The 18,377-nt window shown below is 64.4% G+C and carries 18 protein-coding genes; 15 read left to right on the top strand and 3 right to left on the bottom strand.

Annotated features, from left to right (window positions below; all coding sequences use genetic code 11):
* Positions 1-8 precede the first annotated feature (8 nt).
* Together xylG and ACNQQL_RS08625 are read left to right on the top strand one after the other, a co-directional pair.
* Complete coding sequence (xylG, locus tag ACNQQL_RS08630; RefSeq protein WP_347063844.1) at positions 9-1,568, top strand: D-xylose ABC transporter ATP-binding protein; 1,560 nt, start codon at positions 9-11, stop codon at positions 1,566-1,568.
* The gene (locus ACNQQL_RS08625; protein WP_347063843.1) at positions 1,565-2,767 is read left to right on the top strand and encodes a sugar ABC transporter permease; all 1,203 of its coding nucleotides are present in this window, start codon (positions 1,565-1,567) and stop codon (positions 2,765-2,767) included. Before xylG ends, ACNQQL_RS08625 begins: the two co-directional genes overlap by 4 nt.
* Before the next feature lie 11 nt (positions 2,768-2,778).
* Here ACNQQL_RS08625 and ACNQQL_RS08620 read toward each other — a convergent pair whose 3' ends face one another.
* Both ACNQQL_RS08620 and ACNQQL_RS08615 read right to left on the bottom strand, forming a co-directional pair.
* Entirely contained in the window at positions 2,779-2,949 is a 171-nt protein-coding gene (locus tag ACNQQL_RS08620) for a hypothetical protein (RefSeq protein ID WP_175963431.1), read from the bottom strand.
* A gap of 59 nt (positions 2,950-3,008) precedes the next feature.
* Entirely contained in the window at positions 3,009-3,920 is a 912-nt protein-coding gene (locus ACNQQL_RS08615; RefSeq protein ID WP_347063842.1) for a DUF72 domain-containing protein, read from the bottom strand.
* A 199-nt stretch (positions 3,921-4,119) separates the two neighbouring features.
* Here ACNQQL_RS08615 and ACNQQL_RS08610 point away from each other — a divergent pair, with 199 nt between their 5' ends.
* The 12 genes from ACNQQL_RS08610 (at position 4,120) to ACNQQL_RS08555 (ending at position 17,016) form a co-directional block, all read left to right on the top strand.
* Positions 4,120-4,965 (top strand): MipA/OmpV family protein, encoded by an 846-nt coding sequence (locus tag ACNQQL_RS08610; protein WP_239483155.1) that lies wholly within the window; start codon positions 4,120-4,122, stop codon positions 4,963-4,965.
* A gap of 10 nt (positions 4,966-4,975) precedes the next feature.
* Positions 4,976-5,668: a response regulator transcription factor gene (locus ACNQQL_RS08605; protein WP_204421053.1), complete on the top strand. Its 693-nt coding sequence runs from the start codon at positions 4,976-4,978 to the stop codon at positions 5,666-5,668.
* Positions 5,669-5,861: 193 nt separating this feature from the next.
* Positions 5,862-7,277, top strand: coding sequence for a sensor histidine kinase (locus ACNQQL_RS08600; protein WP_347063841.1), 1,416 nt, complete (start codon positions 5,862-5,864; stop codon positions 7,275-7,277).
* 549 nt (positions 7,278-7,826) lie between these two features.
* On the top strand, positions 7,827-8,498 hold the full coding sequence (locus ACNQQL_RS08595; protein ID WP_347063840.1) for a GntR family transcriptional regulator: 672 nt from the start codon (positions 7,827-7,829) through the stop codon (positions 8,496-8,498).
* Between the two features lie 127 nt (positions 8,499-8,625).
* Entirely contained in the window at positions 8,626-9,423 is a 798-nt protein-coding gene (locus ACNQQL_RS08590; protein ID WP_347063839.1) for an ABC transporter substrate-binding protein, read from the top strand.
* Between the two features lie 49 nt (positions 9,424-9,472).
* Positions 9,473-10,171 (top strand): ABC transporter permease subunit, encoded by a 699-nt coding sequence (locus ACNQQL_RS08585; protein ID WP_347063838.1) that lies wholly within the window; start codon positions 9,473-9,475, stop codon positions 10,169-10,171.
* On the top strand, positions 10,168-10,893 hold the full coding sequence (locus ACNQQL_RS08580) for an ABC transporter permease (RefSeq protein WP_347063837.1): 726 nt from the start codon (positions 10,168-10,170) through the stop codon (positions 10,891-10,893). Before ACNQQL_RS08585 ends, ACNQQL_RS08580 begins: the two co-directional genes overlap by 4 nt.
* Positions 10,894-10,904: 11 nt before the next feature.
* Positions 10,905-11,669, top strand: a complete 765-nt coding sequence (locus tag ACNQQL_RS08575; protein WP_347063836.1) for an ABC transporter ATP-binding protein — start codon at positions 10,905-10,907, stop codon at positions 11,667-11,669.
* A gap of 79 nt (positions 11,670-11,748) precedes the next feature.
* Complete coding sequence (locus tag ACNQQL_RS08570; protein WP_347063835.1) at positions 11,749-13,119, top strand: aspartate aminotransferase family protein; 1,371 nt, start codon at positions 11,749-11,751, stop codon at positions 13,117-13,119.
* A 14-nt stretch (positions 13,120-13,133) separates the two neighbouring features.
* The gene (locus ACNQQL_RS08565) at positions 13,134-14,723 is read left to right on the top strand and encodes a gamma-glutamyltransferase family protein (protein WP_347063834.1); all 1,590 of its coding nucleotides are present in this window, start codon (positions 13,134-13,136) and stop codon (positions 14,721-14,723) included.
* Between the two features lie 45 nt (positions 14,724-14,768).
* The gene (gene speB, locus ACNQQL_RS08560) at positions 14,769-15,737 is read left to right on the top strand and encodes an agmatinase (RefSeq protein ID WP_347063833.1); all 969 of its coding nucleotides are present in this window, start codon (positions 14,769-14,771) and stop codon (positions 15,735-15,737) included.
* 157 nt (positions 15,738-15,894) lie between these two features.
* Complete coding sequence (locus ACNQQL_RS08555; protein WP_347063832.1) at positions 15,895-17,016, top strand: porin; 1,122 nt, start codon at positions 15,895-15,897, stop codon at positions 17,014-17,016.
* Positions 17,017-17,052: 36 nt separating this feature from the next.
* Here the strand turns inward: ACNQQL_RS08555 and ACNQQL_RS08550 are convergent, their stop codons facing one another.
* Positions 17,053-18,009, bottom strand: a complete 957-nt coding sequence (locus tag ACNQQL_RS08550) for a mannuronate-specific alginate lyase (RefSeq protein WP_347063831.1) — start codon at positions 18,007-18,009, stop codon at positions 17,053-17,055.
* 147 nt (positions 18,010-18,156) lie between these two features.
* On the opposite strand from ACNQQL_RS08550, the gene ACNQQL_RS08545 reads away from it, so the two are divergent.
* Positions 18,157-18,366 carry a hypothetical protein gene (locus ACNQQL_RS08545; protein ID WP_416392561.1) on the top strand — a complete coding sequence of 70 codons (210 nt, stop codon included), beginning with the start codon at positions 18,157-18,159 and terminating at the stop codon, positions 18,364-18,366.
* Positions 18,367-18,377 lie beyond the last annotated feature (11 nt).

The raw sequence follows: 18,377 nt of genomic DNA, 5'->3' as shown, positions 1-18,377 counted from the left end.
ATGAGCGAATGACCGAACCCTTGCTGACGATGCGCGGCATCGTCAAGGATTTCGACGGCGTGAAGGCGCTCGACGGCATCGACCTGACGGTGCGGCCGGGCGAGTGCGTGGGGCTGTGCGGCGAGAACGGCGCGGGCAAATCGACACTGATGAAGGTGCTGTCGGGTGTTTATCCGCACGGCACGTGGGACGGCGAGATCCGCTGGGAAGGCGCGCCGCTAATCGCGTCCGGCGTGCGCGACACCGAGCGCGCGGGCATCGTGATCATCCACCAGGAGCTGATGCTCGTGCCCGAACTGTCGGTGGCCGAGAACATCTTCCTCGGCAACGAGATCACGCTGCCGGGCGGCCGCATGCACTACGCGGCGATGGTCCAGCGTGCCGAGGCGCTGCTGCACGAGCTGCGGATCGATTCGATCAACGTCGCGCAGCCGGTGATGAACTACGGCGGCGGACACCAGCAGCTGATCGAGATCGCGAAGGCGCTGAACAAGCGCGCAAAGCTGCTGATCCTAGACGAGCCTTCGTCGTCGCTGAGCGCTTCCGAAACGCGCATCCTGCTCGACATCGTGCGCGACCTGAAGCGCCGCGGCGTCGCGTGCGTGTATATCTCGCACAAGCTCGACGAGGTCGAGGCCGTGTGCGACACGGTGTCCGTGATCCGCGACGGCCGCCATGTCGCGACCGAGCCGATGCGTACGCTGACGACCGACCGGATCATTTCGATGATGGTCGGCCGCGAGATCCGCGACCTGTATCCGCGCGAGCCGCACGAAATCGGCGACGTCGTGCTGGAAGCGCGCCACGTGACCTGTCGCGACGTGACGAACACGCGCCGCAAGCGGGTCGACGACGTGTCGTTCAGCGTGCGGCGCGGCGAGATTCTCGGCGTCGCCGGGCTCGTCGGCGCGGGCCGCACCGAGTTGATGCAGGCGATCTTCGGCGCGTATCCGGGCGCGTGCACGGCGACCGTGCTGATGAACGGCCGGCCGCTCGCGATCCGCTCGCCCGCTGACGCGATCCGCGCCGGCATCGCGATGGTGCCCGAGGATCGCAAGCGCCACGGCATCGTGCCGCAGCTCGGCGTCGGCCACAACATCACGCTGACGGTGCTGCGACGCTTCGCGGCGCGCGGGCGGATCGACGCGGCCGCGGAGCTGGACGCGATCCGCACCGAGATGCAGCGGCTGTCGGTGCGCGCCGCGCATCCGTTCCTGCCGATCTCGAGCCTGTCCGGCGGCAACCAGCAGAAGGCCGTGCTCGCCAAGATGCTGCTGGCCGAGCCGCAGGTGCTGATCCTCGACGAGCCGACGCGCGGCGTCGACGTGGGCGCGAAGGCCGAGATCTACCGGCTGATTTTTGCGCTGGCGAAGCGCGGCGTCGCGCTGATCGTCGTGTCGTCGGAAATGCCTGAGGTGCTCGGGCTTGCCGACCGCGTGCTGGTGATCGGCGAAGGCGAGCTGCGCGGCGATTTCGTCAACGACGGCCTCACGCAGGAACAGATCCTCGGCGCCGCGCTGAAGCCCGCGCGGCGTCCGACCGAACCCATTGCAGCGAGTGCGACATGAATTCCGAACTTTCCTCCTCTCCTCCGGCGGCGCCGGACGCCGACGCGCGCGGCCGTTCAACTGGCCGTCCGCTTCGCCAGGTCTTCGTGCGCTACAAGATCCTCGCGCTGCTGTTCGCGGTCGTCGCGATCTGGGCGTTCTTCTCGGTGCTGACCGACGGCGCGTTCGTCACGCCGCGCAACGTGTCGAACCTGCTGCGGCAGATGTCGATCACCGGCATGCTCGCGTGCGGGATGGTGTTCGTGATCATCGCGGGCGAGATCGACCTGTCGGTCGGTTCGCTGCTCGGGCTGCTCGGCGGCGTCGCGGCGATCCTCGACGTGAACCGCCACTGGCCGGTCGCCGCGACGGTGCCGGCCGTGCTCGCGCTCGGCGTGCTGATCGGGCTCTTCAACGGCTGGTGGTCGACCTACCGGCGCGTGCCGTCGTTCATCGTCGGGCTGGGCGGGATGCTCGCGTTTCGCGGGATCCTGCTCGGCGTGACGGGCGGCTCGACGATCGCGCCCGTGTCGGACGGCTTCGTGTTCCTCGGGCAGGGCTACCTGCCGCGCGTGGCGGGGGACGGCCTCGCGCTGCTGCTGTTCGCGCTCGTCGTGCTGCTGGTCGTGCGGCAGCGCGGCACGCGGCGCCGCTACCGGCTCGCGGTCGCGCCGCTGTGGCAGGACGTCGTGAAGATCGCGGGCGCGGGCGCGGTGCTGCTCGCGTTCGTCGCGACGCTCGACCGCTACGGCGGCATTCCGGTGCCGGTGCTGCTGCTGCTCGCGCTGCTCGGCATCTTCTCGTGGATCGTGACGCAGACCGTGTTCGGCCGGCGCATCTACGCGGTCGGCTCGAATCTCGAGGCGACGCGGCTGTCGGGCGTCGATACCGATCGCGTGAAGCTCGCGATCTTCGCGCTGATGGGGCTGATGTGCGCGTTCGCGGGCATCGTCAACACCGCGCGGCTCGCGGCCGGCTCGCCGTCCGCGGGCTCGATGGGCGAACTCGACGCGATCGCCGCATGCTTCATCGGCGGCACGTCGATGCGCGGCGGGTCGGGCACCGTCTACGGCGCGCTGATCGGCGCGCTCGTGATGGCGAGCCTCGACAACGGCATGTCGATGCTGGACGTCGACGCGTACTGGCAGATGATCGTCAAGGGCGCGGTGCTGGTGCTGGCGGTGTGGATCGACGTGGTGTCGCGGTCGAACCGGCGGTGACGCGGGGCGCGCTACGTCCGGTCGCGGTTGCGGGCGCGCGTCGCGCCCGTGATCACCGCGATGCCGAACAGAATGACGGCGACGATCTCGACGATGTGCTGGGACACGTGCAGCGTCACCAGTCCCCATGCCACGCCGCCGATGAAAATGATCCATCCGACCAGGTAGATAAGCAGGGTCATCGTTCCTCTCCTTGCGGTTCGGTTACATCGTGCAGACTGCTGCCGCGCGGCATGCCGTTTTATCCGGCCGCCGCTTCGTGCGCACGCAGACCGAGGCGCTCCATCAAACGCCGGGCGTCGAACGGTGCGTTCGTTTTTGCGTCGTTGTCGAAGTAGCAATACACGTCGCGTGTTCGCGCGCGCGGCGCAGGCAGCTCCGGTGCGGCGAGACGGGCATCGGCGGGCTGTTCGCCGCGGCTCCACGACTCGATTCTGCGCGCCCAGTGTTCGAGTGCCGCATCGGAGTATTCGCCGGAATACTTCGTTTCGGTACCGTGCAGCCGCATGTAGACGAAGCCCGCGCTCAGGTCTTCGAACCGCGGCCATGGCTCGGTCGAATCCGACACGACGAGCGCCACGCGGTGGCGGCGCAGCAGCTTTACGAACGCCGGATCCACGAAGCTCGCGTGACGCACTTCGACTGCGTGACGCAGCTTGCGCTTGCGGTCGATCCGCAGATACGGCGTCCTGACCTTGCGATCGTGCTGTTGCGCGAGAGCGAGCGCGGCTGCCGTGTCGGTCGGCAGCAGGCCCAGGAAGTGCTCCATGTGCTCGGGGTCGAACCGCAGCGACGGCGGAAACTGCCAGAGGATCGGCCCGAGCTTGTCCCTCAGCGCGAGGAGCCCCTGCGCGAAAAAGTTCGCGCATGCAACCGTCGCCGTTTCGCCGCGAAAGCGCAGCATGTGGGTCAGGTAGCGTGAACCCTTCACGCTGAACGTAAAATCCGGCGGCGTTTCGTCGTACCAGTGCTGCCAGTTGTCGAGCGATTGCAGGCTGTAGTGCGTACCGTTGATTTCGATGGTCTGCATCCGGTTCGATGCGTACTGCAGCTCGGCGGCCTGCTTCAGCCCTTTCGGATAGAAGGTGCCGCGCCAGCCGCCGTAGCGCCAGCCTGAAATGCCGATGTGAATTTCACCTGATTTGCTCGTCACGTCGATGTCCGGGGGGCCGGTGGATGCCGTCGTGATTAGCAATGTGCGTGCCGTCGGGCTCGATGTCGGAGGGCGACAAATCGTAGGCCCGACTGGCCTCGGCGGCCATCGCATCATCGACGCTGCGCGCGCTGCAACGCAGTGAACTCTTGAACGGTAAGTAACCGGTAAGTCGGGTTCCCATAAAGTCGGTTCCGCTTTGTCCACCGACTTCCTGGGATCGATCGTGATAAAAAATCCGTTGCCTGTTCGCCGTATATTGCTGACTGCTGCATGGTTCGCGCTCATTTCCGGGCCGGCGTGGGCGGAAGAAGGCGACGCCGACCATATCGATGCGCAGCGTTCCGGTCTTGCGATCCTGAACAATGCGGCGAACGTGACCCACTGGGGTCTTGGTGCGGGCGTCGGCATCGGGGAATCGCCATACAAGGGATACGGCTCGAAAGTCGAGCCGCTCCCGCTGGTCTACTTCGACGATAAGTGGGTACATGTTTTCGGTACCGCGATCGACGTGAAGATCGGGAACTGGAGTGGTATAAGCGTTGCGCTGCGCGGAAAGTTTTCGCTCGGCGATGGTTACAAGCAGTCCGATGCACCAATCCTGAATGGCATGGAAGACCGACATGGTGCATTCTGGTACGGTCCCGCGCTTGCTTTACATACCGCATTCGGCACGCTTTCGGGAGACTATCTGGCGGGCGGAAACAAGGGGCAGCGTGCGAGCCTGGACTACAGCAAGTCTTTTGATGTCGGAGATTTCTCGATCGCTCCGCATGTGGGCGTGGACTGGTTGAGCGGCAAATACGTCGATTACTATTACGGCGTGCGCCCCGCCGAGGTGCGCCCCGGACGTCCGGCGTACACCGGCACGGCAACCTGGAAGACTTCGTTGGGAACGCGTGTCGATTACAACTTCGCGAAGCATCAACGCCTCCTGTTGGACGTTGGCGTGTCGCATCTTGGCAGCGGTCTCACGGATAGTCCTCTGGTCGGCAAGCGGTTCATCCCGGAGATCCGGGTCGGCTACCTGTACCAATTCAAGTGAGTGCAACGTCATGTCGCGAGTTGCGATTGTCGAGGACCATGCACGCCTTGCCGACATGGTGAGCCAGGCCCTCATGCGAGTGGGCATCGAAGCCGATCAGTTTCGCAACATCTCCGGAGCGACCTACGGCGTGCGCCAGCTCGACTACGCGGTGTTGATCATCGATCGTAGCCTTCCGGACGGCGACGGGCTGTCCTTTCTGCGCGCGTTGCGCGCGGCCGGTCGGATGACGCCATGCCTCATGCTGACGGCGCGCGATGCTTTGCACGATCGTGTCGACGGGCTCGAAAGCGGCGCGGACGACTACGTGACCAAGCCGTTTGAAATGAGCGAGCTGGTTGCGCGGGTGCGCACGCTGATGCGTCGGCCAGCGGCGCTGACCGCGCTTGTCGCGTCATTCGCGGACATTGCAGTGGATCCGCTGCAACGTGAGATGCGCTGCGGCGCGCGGTCGGTTCAGCTTGCGCCCGCTGAACTGCAGATCATGCTTTGCCTGATCGAAGCGGCCGGCCGAACGGTGCGGCATGCGGCGCTCGAGCATGCCGCCTGGGGGCTTGCCGAAGCCGTAACACCGAATGCACTGGAAGTGACCGTGCACCGGTTGCGTAAAAAACTGGCGTCGATCGACACAAGGACACGCCTGACGAACCTTCGCGGCGTGGGATTCGCCGTCGAGGAAGTCTCCGGGCCGCCGCAACGGTAGCGGAGCGTTCCGCACTCGAGCACGCTCGCCGGAGGCGTCTTGGGGTGGGACGAGACGCGATGCGTGAGAGGTGGCGACGACGATACGTGCACGAGGGTGCGTTCTGCCCGGACGCGAGTGGCAGGCTCGTGCGTGTGAGCGGAAGGATTGGCCGGATCGCTTCGCCCGGCGGCGCATCCGACAAAGATGCTCGGTGAGCGACGCTTCGCTCGGCTACGGCATTTCACACCCGTTCCAATATGGGGACGTCATGCTCAATCACTGGATTCGAAGTCTGTCGGCGCGACTGTGGGCGACGACGGTCGTTGCCCTTGCAATCAGCCTGACGGCGATTGCCGGTCTGGTTATCTACGTATTCGACCGCTATCCGGAGCAGACGCTGGGTTACCACGAGCTGACGGAGAACGTCGACAGGGTAATCAATGGACTCAGGTTCAACGATGTCGATCGCCCCTATTCCGTCGATCTTCCCGATCGTGACGAAGGGGGCGGGTTCGATCTCGTGCCCGCGGAACTCAAATACCGTGTGCTGGATGGGCAAGGTCGAGTCCTGCTTGCGTCGATCGGAGCAAAGACAGCCGGTCAATGGCCGATAGACGATCCGGCTGCAGCCGTCGGAAAGATAGCTTACCTGAATATCGACGGAAAGCTGTTCTTCGTCGCGACGCGGCGGGTTCTGCGGGGGCGCTCCGTGCTCTATGTGCAGACCGCAACCAGCGAACGTTTCCTGAACGCGCTGGTCGGTTCGAAAGTCAAGTCGATTCCGGCCACGGTCAAGGTCATTTTCTTCGTTATATTCATTATTTCCGGCCTGGTGCTGCCGCTTACGATCTATCGGGTGCTCAAGCCGTTGCGAGATGCGTCCGGGGCGGCCGCGCGGATAACGCCGCACCGGCTCAAGACGCGCCTTTCGGCCAGTGGCGTTCCGAGCGAGATCAAGCCGTTGATCGACGCATTCAACGACGCGCTTGAACGGCTGGAGAACGGTTTCAGGGTCCAGCAGGAATTTCTTGCGGCTGCCGCGCATGAACTTCGAACGCCGCTGACGTTGATCCGCGGCCAGATCGAGTTGCAGCCGGAGATCACAGGAAAAGATCTGCTGTTTCGCGAAATCGATCTGATGTCGCGACAGGTTCGGCAGCTACTGCATCTTGCCGAAGTCAGCGAGGCGCAGAATTTCGATTTCGGCGAAGTCCGCACCATCGATGTCATGCAGGATGTCGTCGAGTATCTGGCCCGTCAGGCAGATGGAAAGCAGGTGACGCTGCGGATCGAGGAGCGTCGCGCATCGCCGCCGATCTGGGCGGACAAGGGCGCACTGTTCATCCTGCTCAAGAATATCGTCGAAAACGCGATCCATGCGTCGCCCGCCAACAGCATCGTGTCGTTGACGATCGACGACGCCTCGATCGAGGTTCGCGACGAAGGCCGCGGCATCCCGAAGGATCATCTTCCGTTTCTGTTCAAGCGATTCTGGCGCGCGCCCGATACCAGGCACGACGGCGCGGGCCTTGGGTTGGCGATATGCAAGGAAATTGCGTCGGCGCACAACTGGCGGTTGACGGTGAGCAGTCTCGCGACGGGAACGCGGTTTACCGTCTGGTTATGACGGCGTTCTTCGTCGTTCGGGAATTGGTCGCGGGTCTTGACGATCTTGCGCATTCGTCCGTTACATCGTTCATTCGCGCCTGCCGTTCGTCGAGCGGGCATGCAGAAACGCCGCTCTGGCACATTGATGCCATCCGGTTTTGAAGGGCCTTCTGCGCGGTCCATCGGACCCCGCTTTCCCGATGGGAGGACGGTGTCCGATTGCGGTCGCCGGGTAGCGCGACAGTTCGGTCGCCCCCACGGCTTGCCGCCTTCGTCAACCACCGCGATCAGCCGCAGCGCATCCGCGATCAGACACGCCTGACGACCGATTCCCGGCGTCAGGCGTTTTGTTTTCGGGCGCGCGGCGACCGGTTTCGACTACGAGGGTTAACCCATATTCGACATTATTTATGGCGACGTATAGTGCATCCGTAGATACAAATATCCACTATTACTTTTTGCTTTCAAATGTAGGCGAGCAAGGAGCCGTGAGCCATTCGCATGCGAATCCGGCGTGCGAGCGCTTCGTCGCCGATCCCGAGGGCTGATAAGAGGTCATTCTTTGAACATGGACACACGCACGCCACCGCTGCATCCGCAATTTCCGGCCACGGCCGAGGAGGAAGCCTACGCGTATGTGCTCTACCGCATTCGAATGGGAACGTACAAAGCGGGTGATCGCCTGATTCCCGAGGACATCGCCGCCGAGATCGATACGAGTCGCATGCCGGTGAGGGAAGCGTTCCGTCGGCTCGCAAGCGAAGGCTTGGTCGTGATCCGGCCGAATCGCGGCGCAGTGGTGCGGGGGCTCGACGTCGACGAGATGGAGGTGGTATTCGGCATGCGCGGCGTGCTGGAAGGCCTTGCAGCACGCATGGCGCTGCCGAAGATCGCGCCGGAACACATCGACGAGCTGACGCGGCTGATCGACGCAATGGAGCGCGCCGAACCGGACGGCCAGCAGTGGGTGACCGCGCATCGCAGCTTTCACGAGTATCTGTGCCGGTTATGCGGTCAGCAGCGCCTGATTACACAGATTGCGGCGCTGCACACCATGGTGGAACCGCACATGCGGTTATGGCTCGAGTTGGCGTACAAGCCGAAGACATCGCGCGACGACCACATGGCGCTGGTCGACGCGATCCGATGCGGTGATCCGTCCGCGCTCGAGGCAGTAGTGCGGGAGCACATCGAAGCGACCGTGCCTGCGTTGCGTGACTGGATGACGGGAAGCAACTGACAAAAAAAGACGGGGCGGGGATGCCGCTCCGGGTAGATCAATAAGGTATCCATAGTATTTTTAAAACCAAAGCCGCGTAACACGAACAGGCAGTCATTTCCAACGAAACACGTTACGGAGTATCGACATGAAACGACACATGATGAGATTCCTGCTGCTCGTCGCCGTCATGCTGACGGCGACGCAGATCCAGGCGAGGGAGTGGAAGGACATCCGGATAGGCTATGAAGGCGCGTACCCTCCGTTTTCGTCGATGCAGCCGGACGGCACGCCGGTGGGTTTCGACATCGACATTATTCATGCGCTGTGCGCGCAGATGCACGCCAACTGCACGCTGGTGCAGATCAGCTGGGACGGTCTGCTTCCCGCGCTGATGGCGGACAAGGTCGATGCGATCGTCGCATCGGTAGCGATCACCGCCGAGCGCAAGCAGAAGGTGGGGTTCACCGACAAGTACTACAACACGCCGCGCCGGCTGGTCGTCGCGAAGAACAGCGCGATCAAGGATGCGACGCCGGCGGACCTCAAGGGCAAGCGGCTCGGCGTTCAGCGAGGCACGCTGGCGGACAAGTATGCGAGCGCGTACTGGGTGCAAAACGGCGTGCAACTGGTTCGCTATCCGACCCAGGACGAGGTGTATCTCGACCTGCGTTCGGGGCGCATCGATGCCGCGTTGCAGGACGCGACCGCCGCGTATTCCGCGTTCCTGACGAAACCGGAAGGCGCCAATTTCAAGTTCGTCGGCGCCCCCATCGTCGGCGCGACGCCCGAACAGAAAACGCTGCTCGGAGAAGGTTACGGCATTCCCGTGCGCAAATCGGACGACGATCTCCGGCAGCAATTGAACCAGGCGATTACTGCCATTCGCGCCAATGGCGTGTATCAGGCCATCGAGAAGAAGTACTTCGATTTCGACATTTACTGACCGGGTCCGCGCCGATGTGCGCAGTCCTGATACGGAACGAAGGAACGTTATGTCCGATTTGCAGCGATATCTGCCCGCGCTGTTGCGCGGTGCCGAGATGACGATCCTGCTTGCCGTGCTGTCCGTCATGCTGGCCGTTTGCGTCGGCATGGCGGGTGCGATGGCCAAGCTGTCGGGTTCGCGCGTGCTCGCGTCGGTCGCGACGGCATACACCACGCTGATTCGCGGCGTACCGGAGTTCGTGATGATGCTGCTGGTGTTCTATGGCGGCCAGATCATGCTGAATCTACTGTCGGCCGCATTCGGGTTTCATGCGCCCGACGTCGACGCATTCGCGACCGCCGTCCTGACGATCGGCTTGATCTTCGGCGCGTACTACACGGAGACGTTCCGCGGTGCGATTCTCGGCGTGCCGCGCGGTCAGATGGAGGCGGCGCGCGCTTACGGCTTCTCCGGCTGGCTGGCATTTCGCCGCATCCTGTTTCCGCAGATGGTGCGTCTTGCGCTGCCTGCGGCAGTCAACAACTGGCTGGTGCTGCTCAAGACCACGGCGATCGCGTCGCTGATCGGCCTGCACGACGTGATGTTCATCTCGGACCAGGCCGGCCGCACGACGCAGGCGCCGATGACGTTCTACCTGGCGGCGTGCGCGGTCTATCTGCTGGTGACGTCGGGATCGACGGCCTGCCTCGCGCGGATGCGCGTGCGCCTGAACCGCGGCATGCGCGAGGGGAGGCTGCACGGATGAGCTACGAACAACTGGCCCCGCTGCTTGGCGCATACGCCGGCGGCCTGTGGGTCACGGTCCAGTTGACGGTCGGTTCGCTGGCGCTCGGCTTGATGCTCGCGATTCCGCTGGCGGTGCTGCGCGTGTCGCCGAACCGGTTCGCGAGCGGCCCGGTGGCGGCATACACCTGGTTCATGCGCGGCACGCCGTTGCTCGCGCAACTGATGATCGTCTATTACGGATTCGGCCAGTTCCAGTGGGTGCAGGACGCGTGGCAGCGCGGCAATCCGGTGCTGTCGCTGCTGCGCGACCCGTTCGGCTGCGCGATGATCGCGCTGACGGCGAACACCTGTGCGTACACCGTCGAGATCCTTGCCGGCGCGATCAGGGCGACCGCGTACGGCGAGATCGAAGCCGCGCAGGCCTACGGCATGTCGCGCTCGACCGCGTGGCGCCGCATCCTGCTGCCGTCGGCGCTGCGCCGTTTCCTTCCCGCGTACAGCAACGAAGTCATCCTGCTGCTGCACGGCACGTCGCTGGTCAGTGCGATCACGCTGATCGACCTGACCGGCGCCGCGCGGGATTTCTACGCGAACTACTACGCACCGTTCGAAGCATTCGTTTCCGTCGGGACCGTCTATTTCGCGCTGACCGGCATCGTCACGCTGCTGATCAGGGCAGCCGAACGACGCTTTCTCGTTCACCTGCGGCCGCTGCCGCTCTCCACGCTTGCCAAATCCTAGAGCAACGTCACATGAATGCACTGTCTGTCGAGAATCTTCATAAACACTACGGCGACAACGAAGTGTTGAAAGGCGTGTCGCTGGCCGCGAAGCAGGGCGACGTGATTAGCGTGATCGGGTCGTCCGGATCGGGCAAGAGCACGCTGCTTCGCTGCATCAATTTTCTCGAATCGCCTTCGTCGGGGCGCGTATCGCTCGGCGGCGGCGAGGTGAGGACGTCGATCGACCGGAGCGGCCGCATCCGGATTTCCGATCCCGTGCAGTTGCGCAGGATGCGGACCCGGCTCGCGATGGTGTTCCAGCACTTCAACCTGTGGGCGCACATGACGGTGTTGCAGAACGTCGTCGAAGCGCCGCTGCACGTACTGAAGCTCGGCCGGGCCGAGGCGCGCGAGCGGGCGGAACGCTATCTCGAGCAGGTCGGCATGACGCGCTTTGCCGATGCATATCCGGCGCACCTGTCCGGCGGCCAGCAGCAGCGTGTCGCGATCGCGCGTGCGCTCGCGATGGAGCCCGATGCGTTGCTGTTCGACGAACCGACGTCGGCGCTCGATCCGGAGCTGGTCGGCGACGTGCTCAAGGTGATGCGCGATCTCGCGCGTGAAGGACGCACGATGATCGTCGTCACGCATGAAATGGGCTTCGCGCGTGAAGTGTCGAACCACGTGATGTTCCTGCACCGGGGCGTCGTGGAAGAGGAAGGACACCCGCGCGACATATTGAAGACGCCGAGAAGCGGCCCGCTGCAGAAGTTCCTGTCCGGCGGGCTGAAATGACGCTTCCCGGCGGCTGTTTCGCGCCGGTTCCGGCATACGGCGACACAACCATGGAAGAGACGAAACCAGGAAGGCTCTCATGCAAAATCTGAAGCAGAACGACATCGACCACGTCCTTCACCCGTACACGAACCTGAGCCGCCATCGCGATGTCGGGCCGATGGTGATCGAGCGCGGCGAAGGCGTTTACGTGTACGACACGGACGGGAACCGCTACATCGAGGCGCTGAGCGGATTGTTCTGCGCGTCGCTGGGTTTCAGCGAGCAGCGGCTGGCCGACGCGGCGGACAGACAGATGCGCAAACTGCCGTTTTATCACGCGTTCGGCCACAAATCGTCGGAGCCGTCGATCCTGCTGGCCGAGAAACTGATCTCGATGGCGCCGGTGCCGATGTCAAAGGTGTTCTTCGCGAACTCGGGTTCCGAAGCCAACGACACGGCAATGAAGCTGATCTGGTATTACAACAACGCACTCGGGCGGCCACGCAAGAAAAAGATCATTGCGCGCACCCGCGCCTACCACGGCGTGACGATCGCATCCGCGAGCCTGACCGGCTTGCCGAACAATCACCGGGATTTCGACCTGCCGATCGATCGCATCCTGCATACGGACTGTCCGCACTACTACCGTCATGCGCGGCCCGGAGAATCGGAGGAGCAGTTCGCAACGCGTTGCGCCGAGTCGCTGGAGCAACTGATCCTCTCGGAGGGGCCGGACACGATCGCAGCGCTTTTCGCGGAGCCGATCATGGCGTCGGGCGGCGTGATCGTTCCGCCGGCGACCTACATGGAAAAGATCCAGCGTGTGCTGAAGCGATACGACATCCTGCTGGTGGCCGATGAGGTCATTTGCGGTTTCGGCCGCACCGGCAACATGTTCGGCTCCGAGACATTCGGCATGCAACCCGACATGATCGTCGTGGCCAAGCAGCTGTCGGCCGGCTACCTGCCGATCTCCGCGCTGATGGTCAACGACGCGATCTACCGCGGGCTCGTGTCCGAGAGCGAGAAGATCGGTACCTTCGGTCATGGCTTCACGTACAGCGGTCATCCGGTCTGTGCAGCCGTCGCGCTCGAGACGCTGCGCATCTACGAGGAAGACGGCATTCTCGAGCACGTACGCGGCGTGATACCGCACTTCCAGCAGCGCGTGGACGATCTCGGCACGCATCCGCTCGTGGGCGAAGCGCGCGGTGCCGGGCTGCTCGCGGCGGTCGAACTGGTCGCGGACAAGGCGACGAAGGCGCCGTTCCCGCCGACCGACGGCGTGGCCGCGCATGCCGGCGAGCGGGCGTTGATGCATGGTGTGATCACGCGCGCACTCGGCGATGCGTTCAATTTCTGCCCGCCGCTGATCATTACGCACGACGAAATCGATCAGTTGTTCGATGCATCGAGAAAGGCGCTCGACGATACGCTCGAATGGCGCCGTTCGCTGGCCACGCGCTGAACCGGGAGGAAACGATGAGAAATTTCGAACAACCGGGCCGCTCGCTCGTGATGTCGACCGAAGGGATGGCCGCGACGTCGCATCCCGCGTCGACGCTGGCTGCCGTCCGGATCCTCGAAGCGGGCGGCAATGCGATGGACGCCGCCATTGCCGCCTGCGCGGTGCAATGCGTGGTCGAACCCGGTTCGACCGGCATCGGCGGCGACTGCTTCGCGCTCTATTCGCGCGGCGGTGCCGACGATATCGTCGGTTTCAACGGTTCGGGCTGGGCGCCGGCCGCCGCGAGCGCCGAGCGGCTTCGCGCGCTCGGTGTCACGTCGATCGACCGGCATTCGCCCCATGCGGTGACGGTGCCCGGCGCGGTCGACGCATGGGCGACGCTGGCGCGCGATCATGGGTCGCTGCCGCTCGCCACGCTGCTCGCGCCTGCAATCAGGATGGCCCGCAACGGCTATGCGGTCGCGCCGCGCGCGGCCGCGGACTGGGCGCATCAGGCGCAATTGCTGTCGCTGGACGATACGAGCCGCGAGCAGATGCTGGTGGACGGTAACGCGCCGCGCGCGGGAAGCGTGCATCGGCAGCCGTCGCTCGCCCGCACGCTCGAGGCGATCGCGCAATCGGGCCCGCGCGTCTTCTACGAAGGGGGCGTCGCCGAAGATATCGTCGCCCGCCTGCGCGGCATGGGCGGCCTGCATACGCTGGCCGATTTCGCGGAGTTCCATGGCGAGTACGTGACGCCGGTCACCGCGCGTTTTCGCGGTTACGACGTGCACGAATGCCCGCCGAACGGGCAGGGCGTCATTGCGTTGCTGATGCTGAAATTGCTCGAGGCATTCGATGCGTCCGACGATCCGCTCGGTGCCGAGCGCCTGCATCGGGAAATCGACGCCGCGCGCATCGCATACGCGCTTCGAGACGCGCTGCTCGCCGATCCGCGTCAGCACCGGCTCGATGTCGATGCACTGTTGTCCGACGCGTCGATCGATGCGTTGCGGTCGCGTGCGGCCGGCTTGCACGCCGACGGCGTGCCGGTCGCGCAACCGGTGGAGCACAAGGATACGGTCTATATCTGCGTGGTCGACAAGGATCGCAATTGCGCGAGCTTCATCAATTCGCTGTTTCATCCGTTCGGCAGCGGCATCATGTCCGCGCGGACGGGCGTGATGCTTCACAACCGCGGCCAGAGTTTCACGCTCGAATCGGGGCACCCGAATGCAATCGCGCCGCGCGCAAGACCGATGCATACGATCATTCCGGGCATGGTGACGCGCGACGGCAAGGTGCAGATCACGTTCGGCGTGATGGGCGGCCATTATCAGGCGATGGGGCATGCTCATTTCCTGTCGAAGGTGCTCGACTACGGTCTCGACATGCAGGCGGCGATGGACTTGCCGCGCCTGTTTCCGCGGCCGGGCACCGATCTGGTGGAGGTGGAAGGCACGATGCCGGCGGCGGTATGCGCCGCGCTCGCGCAACGCGGCTTCAACCTGGCTGCACCGAACTGGGCGATCGGCGGCGCGCAGGCGATCCGGATCGACTGGGAGGCCGGCACGCTGATCGGCGCGTCCGACCATCGCAAGGACGGTTGCGCACTGGGTATCTGACACGGGCGTTCACGCGACGTCCAACCGGGACAGGGGACACACATCATGCAGAAGCAGCCAGCCATACGCGGAGACGGCGCGATCCGTCGCGAATCGCCGTACGGCTCGTCGAAGGAAAACACGTACGCGGGCGTCGTGTCGTTCATGCGGCGGCTGTATACGAAGGATCTGTCCGGCGTCGATCTCGCCGTGACCGGGGTGCCGCTCGATATCGCGACGACCAACCGGCCGGGCGCGCGGCTCGGCCCGCGCGCGATTCGCGCCGCGAGCAGCCAGCTCGGCGTCCTGCTGCCGTACCCGTGGGGGATCAACCCGTTCGACGACTACGCGTTGGTCGACTACGGCGATTGCTGGCTCGACGTCCACAATCCTTCGACCGTCAAGGAGACGATCGTCGCGCATGCGCGCACGATACTGGGTGCCGGCGCGAAGATGCTGACGCTCGGAGGAGATCACTACATCAGCTATCCGCTGCTCGTCGCGCATGCGGAGAAGTACGGCAAGCCGCTTGCGCTGATTCATTTCGACGCGCACTGCGATACCTGGCCGGACGATCGGCCGGACAGCCTCAACCACGGGTCGATGTTCTACAAGGCCATCAGGGAAGGGCTGATCGATCCCGCGCATTCGGTGCAGGTCGGCATCCGGACGTGGAATGACGATTTCATGGGCGTTCAGGTGCTCGACGCGCCGTGGGTGCATGAGCACGGTATCCGCGCGACGGTCGGCAGGATCGTCGAGATCGTCGGCACGCGGCCGGCCTATTTCACTTTCGACGTCGACGGGCTGGACCCGGCGTTCGCGCCGGGCACCGGCACGCCCGTGCCGGGCGGCCTGTCGACCGCCCAGGCGCTGTCGATCATCCGCGGGCTCACGTCGATCGACATGGTCGGTGCGGACGTGGTCGAGGTGGCGCCCGCGTACGACCATGCGGACATTACCGCGCTCGCGGCCGCGCATGTGGCGAGCGAGCTGATCTGTCTGTTCAGGCAGCGCGCGTACGAATCGAGGTAGAAGCGCGGGAAGTTCCGGCGACTGTTTCGTCGCCGGATAGCCGTGGATCGACGCATCCGTATCGCCACTGTAATTTCGTTATCCGAATTGAATGAAGAATGATGTCCGATAGCTGAACGCTGATTGATCAACCACGCAACGACGGGAGAGCAGGGAAATGAAATGGATCGCATCGACCACACTGGCATGCGCGGCCGGCATGTGCGGCAGCGCGTTCGCGCAAAGCTCGGTCACGCTTTATGGCGTCATCGACGAATCGATTCAGTACACGCACAACACCGGTGGCGCGAGCAACCAGGTCAAGCTGCAGTCGGGGCAGATGTCCGTCAGCCAGTGGGGGGTGCGCGGCAAGGAAGATCTGGGCGGCGGCATGAGCGCGCTGTTCAACCTGCAGAACGGGTTCAACGTGAATACCGGCAAGATGAGTTCCGGGCTGCTGTTCGGACGCAAGGCCTATGTCGGGTTGACGGGCGGATTCGGCACGGTGACGGCCGGCCGTCAGCAGGATACGTTGCAGGATCTCGTGTTGCCGGTGCAGGGCGACAATTTTCTCGAGTATTTCACCGCGCCCGGGGACGTCGACAACGCGGACGGATCGGTGCGCAACAGCAATGCCGTCAAATGGGTGAGTCCGTCCTGGGGCGGGTTGCAGGTGGCCGCGATGTACGGCTTCGGTGGTGTGGCGGGATCGGTCGGGTCCGGGCAGGCTTACAACGCTGCGCTTTCGTATACCGCCGGGCAACTGACCGTCGCGGCCGGCTATGCGCACCTGGACAACGGCAACGCGGTGCGGTCGACGCGCGGCGCGAGCAGCGCCGACACGATCTTCCTGTCGTCGGTGAACAACGCGTATGCGACCGCGAGTGCGGTGAATATCGCTCGCGCGGGCGCGACCTATGCACTGGGTGCCTTCACGTTGGGCGGGTATTACAGCTATGCCGAGTACTTGCCGGATGCAAGCTCGGCGTTCGGCGCGGCCGAGCGCTACAACAACGGTTCGGTGTTCGTGGCCTGGCAGGCTTCGCCGGCGCTGCTGTTCCAGACGGGTTACAACTACCTGAAATCGCACGGCGATTCGTCGGCCACATATCAGCAGGTCACGCTTGCCGCCGACTACGCGCTCAGCAAGCGCACGGATATCTATGCGACGGCGAGCTATGGGCATGCATCCGGAAACAACGGCGCCGGGGCGGCGCAGGCGGTGATTTCGGACGCCTATGTCGATGGCGGGAAGTCGACGCAGGAACTCGCGATCGTCGGCATCCGCCACCGGTTCTGAGCGCGCGCCGCGCGCGTCGGCGCGGCGCGGCGTTTCCTACCGCAGCGGCACGCCCCACGCCGCTGTCACGTCGCCGCCAAGCCGCCATTCGTCGAACGGGCGGCGCGGCGCGATGATTGCGGGCAGGCGGCGATCGCCGAAGCGCGCGTAGTACGGCTCGACCCAGCTCAGTTCGTCACGGAACGTCCACGGGAACAGGTCCTGCTTGACCGGCGTGATCTTCGTGAAGCTCGCGGGATTGTCCACCGCGTCGATCACGAGATTTGCGAGGCGGCCGATCGCGCCGTCGTTTTCGCGGTAGAGGTCGATATTGCGCTGTTGCACGAGTTCCGCCGCGAACACGAGCGGCAGCAGCGCAAAGGTGTGATAGTGGAGCGCGCGGTCGCCGCGCTTGACTTCGCGCGCGAGCGAACCGTCCGGGCCGATGTCGCGAATTCCTTCGCGGACCCGCAGCAGGCCCGAATCGATCAGGCTCGCATTGCCGGTGACGGTGCCGATCGCGATCAGGTCGAGCCCCGCCCAGTACACGAGATTGTTGTGCAGGTGGTTGATCGCTTCCGCATCGCGGGTGGCGATCGCGATGCGTTCGAGCCACGGATCGATCGCGTCGAATTGCGCGCGGTTCGCTTCGCGCAAGCCGCGCGGCACGCGCAGGATCACCATTGCGAAATCCGTGCCGGCCCACGAGCGCTCGTAATAGCCCTGATAACCGGAGATATGGCCCATCAGCGCGTCCGATCGCGCCCAGCTGTCGAGAAGCGTCAATGCGCACGACCAGTCGCCGTGGTCCGCGGCCGTGTTGAGCTTCGACACGAAATCGCGCATCGGCTTCACGGCGCGCGCATAGCCGGCGGCGTCGTCGTAGTAGCCGGGTGGATCGATCGTCCGCACGGGGGTAGGTATCTCGCATGCGCGCGAAGGTGGCGTGGCGCCGAAAAGCGCGGCCACGGCGAACAACGCTGCAAATAGCGGTCGGATCGACAGATGGCGCATGAGGCCCTCGGTGGTAATGATTGTTTTGCGATGCGTAAGCGGAACGCGCGGCGGCGGCCTGACGCGATCGGTTCGAATGCATGCGATGGCAGTCTATTGTTTCGGTCTTTCATCCGCCTTTCCCGAATGTAACGGGCAGGGGCCGGGGTGGTGCTCTGTCCCGCGCTGGGCGGCGTCCCCGAGCGGCAGTTCGGTTATCCGGCCTTCGTCGCGTGTGCACACCGCGCGAAGGCCGACCCGATGCCGCTGCTGTACATCTGCGTGTTCGTGGCCAATACGGCGCGCTTCGTGCTGGCGATCTCGAACCCGGCGAATCTCGTGCTGCACGGCTCGCGCATGCCTGCACTCGGCGCCTGACGCGCGACGCA

The organism is Burkholderia sp. LFS061 (genome assembly GCF_047978125.1).
In the GTDB taxonomy this organism is placed as follows: domain Bacteria; phylum Pseudomonadota; class Gammaproteobacteria; order Burkholderiales; family Burkholderiaceae; genus Burkholderia; species Burkholderia pyrrocinia_C.
This window is presented reverse-complemented; position numbering and strand designations above follow the sequence as displayed.